Origin of the sequence: Solidesulfovibrio alcoholivorans DSM 5433 (assembly GCF_000702665.1) — a bacterium.
Lineage (GTDB): Bacteria > Desulfobacterota > Desulfovibrionia > Desulfovibrionales > Desulfovibrionaceae > Solidesulfovibrio > Solidesulfovibrio alcoholivorans.
On record NZ_JNJA01000005.1, the window covers coordinates 40,893 to 53,588 of the forward strand.

At 67.6% G+C, this 12,696-nt stretch carries 11 protein-coding genes; 2 read left to right on the forward strand and 9 right to left on the reverse strand.

Translation table 11 applies throughout. From position 1 onward, the window contains the following. Nucleotides 1-66 precede the first annotated feature (66 nt). Both Q368_RS0110860 and Q368_RS0110865 read right to left on the reverse strand, forming a co-directional pair. Nucleotides 67-834 carry a hypothetical protein gene (locus Q368_RS0110860; RefSeq protein ID WP_029459096.1) on the reverse strand — a complete coding sequence of 256 codons (768 nt, stop codon included), beginning with the start codon at nt 832-834 and terminating at the stop codon, nt 67-69. A gap of 105 nt (nt 835-939) precedes the next feature. Further along, a complete protein-coding gene (locus tag Q368_RS0110865) occupies nt 940-3,198 on the reverse strand; it encodes a heavy metal translocating P-type ATPase (RefSeq protein ID WP_029459097.1) in 2,259 nt (752 codons plus the stop codon). Nucleotides 3,199-3,283: 85 nt separating this feature from the next. On the opposite strand from Q368_RS0110865, the gene cadR reads away from it, so the two are divergent. Then, complete coding sequence (gene cadR, locus Q368_RS0110870; protein WP_084158742.1) at nt 3,284-3,748, forward strand: Cd(II)/Pb(II)-responsive transcriptional regulator; 465 nt, start codon at nt 3,284-3,286, stop codon at nt 3,746-3,748. 55 nt (nt 3,749-3,803) lie between these two features. Here the strand turns inward: cadR and Q368_RS0110875 are convergent, their stop codons facing one another. The 7 genes from Q368_RS0110875 to Q368_RS0110905 all read right to left on the reverse strand — a co-directional run bounded on the left by Q368_RS0110875 (nt 3,804) and on the right by Q368_RS0110905 (nt 12,184). After that, on the reverse strand, nt 3,804-4,478 hold the full coding sequence (locus Q368_RS0110875; protein ID WP_043785708.1) for a class I SAM-dependent methyltransferase: 675 nt from the start codon (nt 4,476-4,478) through the stop codon (nt 3,804-3,806). 381 nt (nt 4,479-4,859) lie between these two features. Beyond that, nucleotides 4,860-5,663: a TIGR03943 family putative permease subunit gene (locus tag Q368_RS0110880; RefSeq protein ID WP_029459100.1), complete on the reverse strand. Its 804-nt coding sequence runs from the start codon at nt 5,661-5,663 to the stop codon at nt 4,860-4,862. Further along, nucleotides 5,660-6,661 carry a permease gene (locus tag Q368_RS0110885; protein WP_029459101.1) on the reverse strand — a complete coding sequence of 334 codons (1,002 nt, stop codon included), beginning with the start codon at nt 6,659-6,661 and terminating at the stop codon, nt 5,660-5,662. Before Q368_RS0110885 ends, Q368_RS0110880 begins: the two co-directional genes overlap by 4 nt. Then, nucleotides 6,658-8,388, reverse strand: coding sequence for an ABC transporter ATP-binding protein/permease (locus Q368_RS0110890; RefSeq protein WP_029459102.1), 1,731 nt, complete (start codon nt 8,386-8,388; stop codon nt 6,658-6,660). The genes Q368_RS0110885 and Q368_RS0110890 overlap by 4 nt, the downstream gene beginning before the upstream one ends. Before the next feature lie 182 nt (nt 8,389-8,570). Beyond that, nucleotides 8,571-10,049 (reverse strand): outer membrane homotrimeric porin, encoded by a 1,479-nt coding sequence (locus Q368_RS0110895; protein WP_029459103.1) that lies wholly within the window; start codon nt 10,047-10,049, stop codon nt 8,571-8,573. 482 nt (nt 10,050-10,531) lie between these two features. Next, entirely contained in the window at nt 10,532-10,906 is a 375-nt protein-coding gene (locus tag Q368_RS0110900) for an iron hydrogenase small subunit (protein ID WP_029459104.1), read from the reverse strand. A 12-nt stretch (nt 10,907-10,918) separates the two neighbouring features. Next, nucleotides 10,919-12,184 carry a [FeFe] hydrogenase, group A gene (locus tag Q368_RS0110905; protein ID WP_029459105.1) on the reverse strand — a complete coding sequence of 422 codons (1,266 nt, stop codon included), beginning with the start codon at nt 12,182-12,184 and terminating at the stop codon, nt 10,919-10,921. A gap of 93 nt (nt 12,185-12,277) precedes the next feature. Here Q368_RS0110905 and Q368_RS25620 point away from each other — a divergent pair, with 93 nt between their 5' ends. Next, on the forward strand, nt 12,278-12,523 hold the full coding sequence (locus tag Q368_RS25620; protein ID WP_156955687.1) for a hypothetical protein: 246 nt from the start codon (nt 12,278-12,280) through the stop codon (nt 12,521-12,523). Nucleotides 12,524-12,696 lie beyond the last annotated feature (173 nt).

Consider the following 12,696-nt stretch of genomic DNA (forward strand, 5'->3'; position numbering starts at 1 on the left):
CGAAATGACGACGGGCCGCAGGAATTCCCCGCGGCCCGTTTTGTTTTTGTCGGTTGGCGGCCGGTTTCAGACCTGCATGTCCACAGTTGTTGTCGTGGTCGGCGCCTGGGTGGCCTGCTGCGCGGCATAGGCCGAAAGTGGGAACTCGGTCGCGCTTGTCGGCGTTGCCGGAGCGGCGGCGTCCTCGGACATGCCGGGCGACGAGGGCGCGAGGGGAGCGGCACTTTCCCCTGTCGTCGGGGAGGTGGTTTCGGCGGCGCCGTCCGATTCGGCCGGCGAGACGCTTGCTGCGGCTGCCGCCGTCGCCGTGGCCGCAGCCCCGTCGGTCGTGGCGTCCTGCCCTGTCTGGGAGGCGGCGTCTTGCGGCTGGGTCGCGTCTTGCGCCCGCTGTTCGATGTCTTCCTTGATGTCGTCCAGGTTTTTGGACGACTGGTCCGCGACTTCGTTCTCCGTCGTGCGCTGTACGCCTTCTTCCACACGGTGCTGCATGAGGGTCGCGGCGACGTATGTCCCATTTCCGCTGGAGACCTGCATCGAGGAGGCCAGCAGGGAGTATTGCGCGCTCAGTCCGTCGAGCAGGGTACCCATCCTGTCGCCGAAGCTGTTTTGCGTCTGGAGGCTCGAGAGCGTCGCCTTGATGTACTTCGAACTTGTCGCGTCCGTTGTGGCGAAGTTCGTGGACAGCATATTGGACGCGGCCGAAGCCGACGTGCCCATGGCCCGCTGGTACGTGTGGCCGTCGGACGTATCGGCCTGCGACGGTGCGGTCGTGGCCGATGCCAGCGCCAGCGTCGCATGCGCCGTGAACGCGCCGGTCACGCTCCCGATATCCATCCTGCGCCTCCCGCATTGTTATCGTATTCCCTATCGGCAACGTGCGCGGGAAACTATAGGCCTGTCCCGGATCGGACACGCCGCAACGGCACCGGCCGCCATGCGCTAGCGGCGCAGCAGCCGCAGCCCGTTGCCGATCACGAGCAGGCTCGTGCCCATGTCCGCGAAAACCGCGAGCAGCATGGAGCCGTAGCCCGCGACGGTGAGCGCCAGCACGAGCCCCTTGAGCCCGAGCGCCAGGGCGATGTTTTGCCGCAGCACCGAAACGGTGGCCTTGGACAGGCCAATGAACGCCGCGAGCTTGCGCGGGTCGTCGTCCATGATGGCCACGTCCGCCGTCTCGATGGCCGCGTCCGTGCCCGCCGCGCCCATGGCGAAGCCGATGTCCGCCCGCGCCAGCGCCGGGGCGTCGTTGATGCCGTCGCCGACCATGCCCACGAGCCCCTTGCCACCGAGAGCCTTGCGCAGCGCGCTCACGGCCGCGGCCTTGTCCTCGGGCATCTGGTCGCCGTGCGCCTCGGCGATGCCCGCCTCCCGGGCGACGGCCTCGGCCGTGCGCGCGTTGTCGCCGGAAAGCATGACGGTCGCGACGCCAAGCCGCGCCAGGGCCTCAACCGCCTCGCGGCTGTGCGGCCGGATGACGTCGGCGGCGGCGAAAATCGCGCGCACCCCGGACGTGTCGGCCAAAAGCACGGCGGTTTTGCCCGCACCCTCCAGGGCGGCCAGGCGCGCTTCCACGGCGGGCGAGCACACCCCCAGCCGTTCGATCAGCCGGTGGTTGCCCAGATGGTACGCTTGGCCTTCCACCTCGCCGCGCACGCCAAGGCCGGGCAGGGCGGAAAACGCCGACACGTGTCCCGGCACGATGCCGTCCGCTGCGGCCTGCTGCGCCACGGCCCGGGACACGGGATGGTCCGAGCGCGCGGCCAGGCTCGCCGCGATGACACGATTTGCGGCCGCGTCGCCGGCCAGGGTCTCGAAATCCGTCTGCACCGGCCGGCCCGTGGTCACGGTGCCGGTCTTGTCCAGGGCCATGGTCCGGAGGGCGTGGCCGCGCTCCAGGAAGAGCCCGCCCTTGACCAGGATACCGCGCCGCGCCGCCGCGGCCAGACCGCTGACCACCGAAACGGGCGTGGAGATGACGAGCGCGCACGGGCAGGCGATGACCAGGATCACGAGCCCCTTGTAGATCCATTCCGCAAAGCCCCCGCCAAGAAACAGGGGCGGCGCGAGCGCCACGGCCACGGCCACGGCGAAGACCGCCGGCGTGTAGACCGCCGCGAAGCGGTCCACGAAGCGCTTCATGTCCGCTTCCTTCCCCGGCGAGGCCAGCACCGCGCGCGTGATGCGCGCAAGCGTCGAATCGTCGGCCAGGGCCGTGGTCGTGGCCGTCAGTTCGCCTTCCTGGTTGACGCTGCCCGCGAAAAGCGCTTCTCCCGGCCCTTTTTCCACGGGCAGGCTTTCGCCCGTGACCGGCGACTGGTCCACGGACGAATGCCCGGCGGCAACCACGGCGTCGAGGGGCACGCGCTCTCCGGGCCGAATGCGGATGGTCGCGCCGACTGGCACGCTCCCCGCGGCGACCGTGGCGAACGTCCCGTCTTCCCGGCGCAGGGTCGCCACTTCCGGGGCCAGGGATAAAAGCGCCGCCACCGCGCCGTTGGCCTTGGCCAAGGACACGGATTCGAGTTGCTCGGCGATGGCGAAAAGCACCATGACCATGGCCGCTTCGGGAAACTGGCCGAGGATGAGCGCGCCTGTGGCCGCGATGCTCATGAGCGCATTGATGTTGAGCTCACGCCTGGACAGGGCGATCAAACCCTTGCGGTAGATGGGCAGCGCGCACAGCGCGATGGCCGCCAGGGCGCAGGCGACCGGCAGCCAGGGCGCGGCGATGTCCAGCCAGTCAGCCGCCTCGGACACGACGGACAGGCCGAGCCCCAGGGCCTGGACCGGGGTCACCCACGGCCCGGCCGGACCAGAAACCGGGCGCGGCGCGCCCCCGGCCGTCACGGGCACGGCCTCCATGCCGAGGGCCGCGATGGCCGCCACGATGCCGAGCGTGTCCGGCAGGTCGTGGTGCACCGTCAGCTCCCGGGACAGCAGGTTGAAGCGCAACCCGGCCACGCCCGGCATGCCGCCGAGCGCCTTGCGGAGCATCGCCTCCTCGGTGGGGCAGTCCATGGCCTCAATGCGAAACACGTCGCTTCTGGCGGACGCCGGCGGCGGGCCGTCCTCCTTTTTCGGGCGCGGCGCGGCCTGGCATGCGCCGCCGCAATGGCACGGGGCTCCGCCGGCAAACGGCTGCGGCCCTTCCTGCGTATGGGGATGGCCATGGCTGTGGCCGTGATCGTGCGTGGACATGCAAAACCTCCTTGCATCCGACGCCCTCATGAGACACCTTGGAGCTACTCCAGGGTCAAGCGTTTTTTTAGCAAGGAGGTCCCCCATGCGCATCGGCGAACTGGCCCGCCGCACGGGCTGCAAACCGGACACGGTCCGCTACTACGAAAAGGAAGGCCTGCTCGCCGAGCCGGCCCGCACGGACGGCAACTACCGACTCTACGACGCCTCCCACCTCGCGCGCCTGACGTTTATCCGCAATTGCCGGGCGCTCGAAATGAACCTGGACGAGATCCGAGCGCTTCTTGCCCTCAAGGACGGCGCGGCCGGCGACTGCGGCGAGGTCAACGTCCTGCTCGACGCCCATATCGACCGGATCGCCGAGCGCATCGCACGGCTGCGGGCCTTGTCCGACCAGCTCGCCGCGCTGCGGCAATGCTGCACCGGCGTGACGCCCGTGGAACAGTGCGGCATCATGCGGGAGCTGGAGGGACGGTGTACGGGGTGTGCACGCTACGAGCGGGCGGAGGCGAGAGACGGCAAGACGCCTGCGGCGGCCGGAAAGGGCTGAGCCGCTCCGGCCGCGCTTCAGGGGGATGACGGGACGGGATCGCCGTGGCGTGGTGTCAGGATGCGGTCGCTCTCCCGCGAAGGAAGGCGACGACCGGGCCTTCCCATATCTTTTGCGCTTCGACGACCTCGAACCCCTTGGCCGGGAGCAGGGCGGCAAGCTGCTCGAACGTGAAGCTGTGCCACTGCACGTTACCGCCGTACTTGGCGGCCCATTGCATGAGGGCGGTGTTCTCGAAGAGACTCGAATCGCCGTAGCAATAGGCGATCAGCAGCAGTTCGCCGCCGGGCCGCAGCACGCGGCGCATCTCCGCGACGGCCGCATCCGGCTGGTCCATAGTCTGCAGGGCGTTGACGCTCATGACGGTGTCGAAGCTGTGGCTTTCAAACGGCAGCGCGCAGGCGTCCCCTTCGTGGAAAGAGACGTTTTCCGCCGCGTCCGTCAGCTTCTCCTGCGCCACGCGGATCATTTCGGGCGTCACGTCCACGCCGCAGACCTCGCGGCACTGCCGGGCAAGGCGGATGCTCAGGCTGCCCGGGCCGCAGCCGACGTCCAGGACCCGGTGCGCGGGGTGGACATATCGAGACAGAATTTCCCAGTTGACCGCGTACTGGTCCTCGAAGTCGCTGGCGATCCAGGCGTCGTAGTCCTCGGCCGTGGCCTGCCAGAATTCCTGGATTTTATCGTCGCGGGCGTCGGCAAACGCCGTGGAGGAGGAAGAAGTCGTCATCGCTTTCCGTATCTTCGTGTTGTGGCGCGCGCCCGGAGTCCGTCGCGGTCGCATCGACTGTCCGACACGCTCCGCTGGAGGGTTTTCCGCACAGGACAGCCTGGGAAAAAAGCACCCGGGGGTGTTTGATCGGCGCGCAACGTCCTGCGAACCTCGAAATGCATCCTTGCACACGTGTCGTCGCAGTTGCGTGACAAGAAGCCCCCGTGTCGTCCTCCCGGACGGCGGATGGGGAACGCCTTCGCTGCGACGTGCCTTCCTGCACCAAATCCGCTGCGAAGTCATCCCCCTCATGCTTGCCCGAAACCGCAAGCGCCGTGTCTGTCCCGGCAAAGGGAAGCGGGGGCGTCATGCTTCCCGGGCGTCCCGGGCCGCGCCGCGCTAGTACGCATACGGCTCCTCGCTGCGCCACTGGTACATGTAGACCTGTTCGGGCGGCACGGGCGCGGTCTCGATGTGCTCGGCCGCGAAGAGCGCGCCCGGGGCGACGGAGGAGAAGGTCATGCCGGGCAGGACGTATTCGCCGCGCTGGTCCTGCGGCATGCCGGTCAGGCGGCCGTAGGCCACGAGCCAGCTCTTGTCGGCCGGGAGCGCCGTGCCGGGCGGGACCTTGACCTTGAAGCCGATGGCCGTGCTGTCAGCGAAGCAGCACCAGATGGCCAGGCGGAAGATGACGAATTCGCCGGAAGCGTCGAGGGCCGGGTCGCGCCGGGCGAAGCCGCGCATGACGTAGGGTTTGTCCCAGGCCGGGGAAGGGCCTTTGGCGGCGATGTCGAAGAGTTCGCCGGCGTTGATGGGGATGTATTCCTTGCCTTGCGCGGCCATGCGCGCGGGCGTGGGCGCGGGGGGCGGCGGCGCGGGCAGGCTCGGGGCCACGGCGAAGGCGTCGCCGTCGCCCGCTCCGGAGAGCGCCTGCGCGCCGCCCTGGGAGAGTGCGACGCAGGCGGCGAGCAGGGCGTAGGCGACGCCGCGGCCAAGGCTCGGCCGCGACACGGGCCGTAGCAGGGCGTAGGCGGCGAGCACGGCCAGGACGAGCGCCGCGCCGAGGGTCACGGGCTTGAATTTGGGATTCAAATACATCCAGTAGTCGCCGGCCAGGGGCAGCCAGGCCATGAAACCGGCCATGCCGAGCCAGGCGACGCCGTCGATGCGCGCGGCCAGGGCGCGGGCGAGGGGGAATTTCATGACGCGCCTCCCGTGGCGATGCCGAACACGACGCAGGCGATAAACACGATGGCCGCCGGCACGACGGCGAGCACGCGCACGAGCCTTGGCGTAAAGACCTGCCGCCACATGAGCAGGAGCTTGAGGTCGAGCATGGGGCCGAGGCAGAGAAACGCCAGGCGCGAGGCCAGGGGAAAGGTGGCGAACGAGGCGGCGACGAAGGCGTCGGCCTGGGAGCACAGCGACAGGCCGACGGCCAGGGCCATCATGCCGGGGATGGCCAGGGCCATGTCGTTTTCCATGGCCATGACCACCGGCGCGGGCACGTAGGCCTTGAACGCCGCCGCGACCATGGAGCCGAAGACGAGCACCTTGGCCATGTCCAGGAAATCGGCCATGGCGTGGCGCAGGGCGGAGGCGGCCTTTTCGCGCCGGGCGTAGCGCCGCAGGACAGCCAGGGGAACCGCGTCGGCCAGGGAGCCGAAGGGGGTGCCCGGGACGGTCGCCGGGCCGTGGGCGTGGCCCGGAGCAGCATGGTCGTGGCCGCAGCCGCAGGCGGGTTCGCGACCGGCCAGGGGTCGCAGGAGCGCTTCGGCTTTCTGTCCGCCGGCGAAATAGCCCACGACCGTGGCGGCGAGTCCGACGATCACGCAGCGCCACACGGCCATGGACAGGTCGCCGCGAAAGGCGACCACGGTGGAGAGGATGGACACGGGATTGACCACGGGCGCGGCGAGCATGAAGGCCACGGCCGCGCCGGGCGGCACGCCCTTGCCCATGAGCCGGCGGGCCAGGTAGACCACGCCGCATTCGCAGCAGGGTGTGGCCGCGCCGAGGGCGAGGCCGAAAAGCGTCGCGGCGAGCCTGCCTTTGGGCAAAAGCCGCTCCATGCGCTCGCGCGGTACGTAGGCCTCCACCAGCCCCGAGGCCAGGGACCCGAGCAACAGGAAGGGCAACGCCTCGATGACGATGGAGAGCGTGGCCTGGGCGAAAAGCCCCAGGTTGTCCAGGGCGTTCATGCCGGCAGCGCTTCCCTGAGCGCAAACGGGGCCGCGCCGCCGGAGACGGGTTCGAAACGGGCGATGCGCTGGTGGAAGGCGGCCAGGGCCGGGCGGTGGGCGATGCTCACGATGGCCGTGTGCGGCAGGCGCGCGACGAGCAGGGCGTAGAGCGCCTGTTCGGCGGCCTCGTCCAGGGCCGAGGTGGCCTCGTCGCAGAAAAGCCAATGCGGCGCAAGCAGGATCGCCTGGGCGAACCCCAGACGCTGCTGCTCGCCCACGGACAGTTCCTGGGACCAGTGCCGCTCCGTGTCGAGCTGGTCGGTCAGGTGCGGGAGGCCGCAGTCGGCGAGCACGGCCGCGATGCGTGCGTTGCCGTAGGTCTCGGGCGCGTCGGGGTAGGCCACGGCCGCGGCCAGGGTGGCGATGGGCAGGTAGGGCCGCTGCGGCAGGAACAGGGCGCGTTCGCCGGCGGGCATCGCGAGCCTGCCCGTGGCGAAGGGCCAGAGCCCGCCGAGCGCCCGGAAGAGCGTGGATTTGCCGCAGCCCGAAGGCCCGGCCACCATGAGGCGCTCGCCCGGGGCCAGCGCCAGGGACGCGCCGGCAAGGAGCGCGTCGCCGTCCGGCAGGCGCAGCGTGAGGTCGCTGAGAACCAGGCCCTCGCCGGATGGGGCCGTGGCGCGCTCCAGGCCTTCGCCGCGGCGCGCCTCCAGGCCTTCCAGGGCGGCGGCGAAGCCCGTCAGACGGTCCACCGTGGCTTTCCAGGCGGCCAGGCGCGTGTACGCGTCGATGAACCAGGACAGGGCGGACTGGACGTGGCCGAAGGCCGAGGCGGTCTGCATGAGGCCGCCGAGCTGGATGGCCCCGGAGAAATAGCGCGGCGCGGCGACGATGAAGGGGAAGATGACCGCGGCCTGGGAATAGCCGGCGGAAAACCAGGTCAGGCGCTTCTGGCGGATCATGATGCTCCACCAGTTGGAGACGACGTTTGTGAAGCGCCCGGCCAGACCGCGAGCCTCCTGGGCCTCGCCGCCGTAGAGGGCGATGGGCTCGGCGTTTTCGCGCACGCGCACGAGGTTGTAGCGGAAGTCGGCCTCGTAGCGCTGCTGGAAGAAGTTGAGCCGGATGAGCGGGCGGCCGATCAAATGGGTGAGCAGCGTGCCGATGCCGGCGTAGAGCAGGGCGGCCCAGAGCATGGAACCCGGGATGGGCAGGTTCAGGATGTGGATGTCGCCCGAAAGGCTCCAGAGGATGACGGAAAAGGAGGCCAGGGAGACCACGGCTTCGAGAAAGCCCAGGGTGAGGGAGAGGGTCTGCTCGATGAAGCCGTTGATGTCTTCGCTGATGCGCTGGTCGGGGTTGTCGGTGACGCCGTTTTCAAAGCGCAGGCGGTAGTAGTTGTGGGCGTCGAGCCAGTGCGCGACGTAGCGTTCGGTCAGCCAGCGCCGCCAGCGGATCTGGAGCATCTGGCGCAGGTAGATCTGGTAGACGGCGACGATGATGAACAGGGCGGCCAGGATGGAAAACCGGCCGAGGAGCCGGAAAAAGGCGTCCACATCCTTGTTCTGGAGCGAGTTGTAGAAGAGGTTGTTCCATTCGTTGAAAAGGACGTTCAGGTAGACGATGCCGAGACTCATGCCGACGATGACGGCCAGGAGCAGGCCGGACTTGAACCGCTCCTCGCTTTTCCAGTAGGGCTTGGTCAAGGTCCAGAGATCGGACAGGAAGCGCCGCTTCGACCCGGGCATGGGGATACTCCTTTTGCGGTTGGCGTCCGCGCGCGGGGGCGGACCGTCCCCCTCTAGTCGCTTGGCCTTGCGGATGCAACCGGGTTGCGGGGCGTAAGTGCATGAAATATCGTTAAGGAAAAGCAAAGGCGGCCGTTTCGCGAGGAAGCGGCCGCCTTGATTCGGGTCGGGTTGGGCTGTGGCTAGTACTTGTAGGTAAAGCCGAAAGCCACTTTCCAGGTGTCGTTGGCGTTGGCGCGGCTGGCCAGGCGGTGGCCCCAGACGCTCTGCTGGAATTCGCCGTGGGCCCAGCCCGTTTCGACGCGGGCGGCGAGGTTTTCGTAGAGCATGTACTGGCTGTCGAAGTTGACGCCCATGGCGTGTTCGTTCCAGGTCAGGTCGCGGCCCATGGCGAAGTAGGGGTTGGAGCCGATGCTCGCGTTGAGGTCGCGGATGGCCCGGGGCGAGTTGTTGCCCTTGAGGTAGGTGAAGGACACGCGCTGGGAGAGCTTCGGCAACAGGCTGATGTCCTTGAGCGCGACGCCGAGGCCCATGGCGCCGACGGGGTCCATGCCCATGTTGCCGTTGCGGGCGAACACCTGGCTGTCGTCGAACAGGAACGAGCCGCCCGGGCCCCAGTTGGGACGGGTGTGGGGCATGCGCTCGGAGCCGTTGCGGTTGGAGCTGTCCTCGCCGGTGGACCACCAGGCGTAGACCTGCGGGATGAGCAGGTCCCAGCCGGTGTATTCCGCGCCGAAATCCAGGAACCAGCCCTGGCGGCGGCTCTTGGTGCGATCGTTCAGCGCTCCGCCGCCGTTGATCACGTCGGCGTAGAACTTGACCGGGTCGAGTACGGACACTTCGAACGCGCCGCCCACCCAGTAGTAGGGATTCTGGTTGTTCTTCCAGCCCGGCGCGCCGATGAGGGTGCCGGCGGAGAGCAGGTCCTCGGCGTCGGACGCATGGCCGAAGGACGAAGCCCAGGTGGTGTAGTAGTTGGCCTTGGACCCGGCCATGGAGAAGACGCCCCAGGGCGTGGCCTTGAGCCCCGGCACCGTGATGGGCAGGGTCAGGATGTAGAGGTCCAGCTCGTCGCCGACCTGGGTGGTCGAGGGATCGAAGGTGCGGTTGCTGTCGATCAGGCGCGCGAACCCGGCGTTGAGCTCCAGGGTGTCCGCGATCAGCGGCGCTTTCACGAGCAGGGCGGCGGCCCAATCGGTGAACACGATGCTGTCGTTGAAAAGCGCGCTCTGCGGCAGGGCCGTGGGCTGGAGGCCGGCGGTCACCTGGATGTTCGTGTCCGGATACTTGAATTCCAGGAAGGCCTGGTAGACCTGGATGGCCACATCGGGGTTGGCGGCGGTGTAGGTGCCGTTGCCCCAGGTGTTGTCCACCTTGGTGGCCAGGCGGAAACGCAGGTTCTCGTTGGCGATGAAATCCGTGCGGACCCGGATGCGCTCCCAGACCTCGAAGGTGTCCTCGGTCTTGGTGCCGGCCGAAGTCCAGGTGGGGGTGTTGGACGTCCAGTTGGCGTTGTTCCAGCCGGTGAAGTTGTGGCCGCTGAAAAAGACGCCGTAGACGCGGGAGTCGCCGGTGATGCGCACCTGGGTCTCGGCCATGGCGCTGCCGACGGCGGCCAGCAGGAGCATGGCGACAAGGGCCGGCACGGTGAAACGTTTCATCTCCTCTCCTTCCTCGTGTTGCGGGTTGGCGGACGCGGGTCCTTCTCGGGGCGGCTTCCGGAAGCCGCCGCCGTGTGCCTTGGGCCGGCCGGCGCGGGGCGAGGGCGTCGGACGGACCCGGGGTTGCGCGTTGCAGCAAACGCCTGACCAGGAAGGATGCCTTCAAGACCATGCGCCGCATCGTCGCGGTGCGGCCCGACAGCGGCAAGCGGCGGGGAACGGCAAAACGCGGCACTGATGCGGCCCTTGTGTGACCGTATCCCGTTCCCATGACAACAACTTTCGGGCGCAAAATTGTGAACGCCCGTAACTACGGAATTAATCGCTGCAAGTAAAGAGTCGGAGGAAAACGGAACGCAGCAAACGGCGCACCGCCGTCGCGGCTGTGGCAGTGGTCACGAAGCTGTCGTGAAGCGTGCAGGCATACGTCGCACCTTGGGGTCAGGTGGGCCCTCGCCTCCGGTGCGGCGGTCGTTAGACGGCTAGATGTACGGGTAGGGCTGGCTTTCGAATTCCTTGGCCCGGGGCGTGGGGTAGAGTCCCTTGGACTTGAGCGCCGCCAGATCCTTGGAGCGGTCCGTCCAGGTGGTGTGCAGCAGGTGTTCGGACTCGTGGGACAGGGGTTCCTTGAGGAACTTCTTGTACAGGGTGATGACCTGCTGGTTGTCCTGGGAGGCGCGGACCTTGAAGTTGGCGTCCGCGCCGTAGACGCCGTCGATGCGGTCCATCATGTATTCCTTGAGTTGTTTGGCCGCGGCCACGGCGCGGCCGGTCAGGCGCAGCCCGATGAGCGCGCCGCCGGACAGGACGCAGGCGGTCTTGATAAACCCGCGACGGGTGAAGCGAGCGATGTGCATGGACGCCCTCCTTTAGGCTTTTTGCGCGTCGTAGAGCGCCAGGCGCTTTTTCATGGACGCGTAGAACTTGGTCGTGGCGTTGTTCATGGACTGCAACACGGTCGGCATGATCGGCTGGCCGCCGCCCATGACGCAGCCGCCCGGGCAGGCCATGAACTCGATGAAGTGGTAGGGCGACTTGCCGGCTTTGACCGCGTCGCAAACCTTGGCGAAGTTCTTGCCGCCGTTGACCACGGCCACTTTGACCGGCGTGCCGGCGATATCCACCGTGGCTTCCTTGATGCCGTCGAGGCCGCGCACGGCCTTGAAATCCCAGCTCTGGGGCGGTTTTTTCGTGAGCGCCTGGTAGGCGAAACGCAGCGCCGCCTCCATAACGCCGCCCGAGACGCCGAAGATGGTCGCGCCGCCCGTGGATTCGCCCATGACCGCGTCGCGCTTGCCGTCGACGATCTTGGGCAGGTCGATGTTCGCTTTCTTGAGCATGTAGGCCAGCTCACGGGTGTTGATCGTGGCGTCGATGTCGCGGAAGCCGCTGACATCGTATTCCGGGCGCATGCCTTCGAATTTCTTGGCCGTGCAGGGCATGATGGAGACCGTGTAGACGGTTTTCGGGTCGTAGCCCGCCTCCTTGGCGCCGTAGGTCTTGGCCAGGGGGCCCATCATGCCGATGGGCGACTTGCACGAGGAGAAGTGGGGCAGCAGTTCGGGGTAGAAGGTTTCGGCGTACTTCTGCCAGCCGGGACAGCAGGACGTGAACTGGGGCAGGGGCTTGTCGAGCTTCTTCGTGATGCGGGCGAGCAGCTCGGAGCCCTCTTCCCAGATGGTGACGTCCGCCGTGAACTCGTTGTCCCAGACGTTGGAGAAGCCGAGTTGCCGCATGGCCGTCAGCATGTGCTCCGTGGTCACGGCGCCGAGCGGCAGGCCGAAGGGGTCGCCCAGGGCGTAGCGCACGGCCGGCGCCGGCATGGCGATGACCTTGACGTTTTTGTCCTTGAGCTTGGCTTCGATGGCCGGGACGAAGGACACGATCTCGTAGATGGCGGAAACCGGGCAGTGGGTGAGGCACTGGCCGCAGTTGATGCAGGCGGCGGCGTCCACGACCTTGTGCGGCTCGCCGGATTCGCCGGTGATGGCCCCGGTCGGGCAGTAGCCCATGCAGGTGTCACAGCCGATGCACTTGGTCTCGTCGACCTGGACGATGAGGGATTTGTCCAGATTCGTGCCCGGGGGGGGCACGGTTTGGTCGTAGAAGATTTTTTCCATCTCGATGCGGCTCATAGGCGACCTCCGACGGGTTGATGGGTTCCCCTTGCGGGTGGGTTGGCGGAAATCGGGGCAGGGGAGGAGAGCCCGGCCGGAAGGCGGGAACGCATGGCGTGCGGCGCGGCGGCGGCGGACATGGGGCCTCCCGGACCAGGCGACGGACAGGAATTCTTTTCTGCCCTAGATGTTATGAATAAATTAAAAGTAACACGAAAGAGTTATACTCAAAATAATCGTACGAATCAAGCCCGGCATAGAAGATTTTCCGAAGACTGGGACTTTTTTCACGAAGCGACGCGGCGGCAGGATCAGGGAACGCGTGTCGGCGCGACAACGACGGAAATCGCCGCATAAGGACCGCGGACGCTGCCGATCCAGGCCCGCGCAAAACAAAAGGGCCGGTCTCGCGACCGGCCCTCCTTCTGGTTTTTCACCTCTCGCTCGCCGAACATGCTTGTCTTCGGCTGCCAGCCCCCCCTTCGGGGTGGTCCAGGAGGGGCCCTCGGTCCCTCCTGGACGCCGGAGGC

Excerpts from the sequence above, each read along its gene's own strand:
- Q368_RS0110860 (WP_029459096.1), bottom strand. The coding sequence starts at position 834 with ATGGATATCGGGAGCGTGACCGGCGCGTTCACGGCGCATGCGACGCTG.
- Q368_RS0110865 (WP_029459097.1), bottom strand. The coding sequence starts at position 3,198 with ATGTCCACGCACGATCACGGCCACAGCCATGGCCATCCCCATACGCAG.
- cadR (WP_084158742.1), top strand. The coding sequence starts at position 3,284 with ATGCGCATCGGCGAACTGGCCCGCCGCACGGGCTGCAAACCGGACACG.
- Q368_RS0110875 (WP_043785708.1), bottom strand. The coding sequence starts at position 4,478 with ATGACGACTTCTTCCTCCTCCACGGCGTTTGCCGACGCCCGCGACGAT.
- Q368_RS0110880 (WP_029459100.1), bottom strand. The coding sequence starts at position 5,663 with ATGAAATTCCCCCTCGCCCGCGCCCTGGCCGCGCGCATCGACGGCGTC.
- Q368_RS0110885 (WP_029459101.1), bottom strand. The coding sequence starts at position 6,661 with ATGAACGCCCTGGACAACCTGGGGCTTTTCGCCCAGGCCACGCTCTCC.
- Q368_RS0110890 (WP_029459102.1), bottom strand. The coding sequence starts at position 8,388 with ATGCCCGGGTCGAAGCGGCGCTTCCTGTCCGATCTCTGGACCTTGACC.
- Q368_RS0110895 (WP_029459103.1), bottom strand. The coding sequence starts at position 10,049 with ATGAAACGTTTCACCGTGCCGGCCCTTGTCGCCATGCTCCTGCTGGCC.
- Q368_RS0110900 (WP_029459104.1), bottom strand. The coding sequence starts at position 10,906 with ATGCACATCGCTCGCTTCACCCGTCGCGGGTTTATCAAGACCGCCTGC.
- Q368_RS0110905 (WP_029459105.1), bottom strand. The coding sequence starts at position 12,184 with ATGAGCCGCATCGAGATGGAAAAAATCTTCTACGACCAAACCGTGCCC.
- Q368_RS25620 (WP_156955687.1), top strand. The coding sequence starts at position 12,278 with ATGGCGTGCGGCGCGGCGGCGGCGGACATGGGGCCTCCCGGACCAGGC.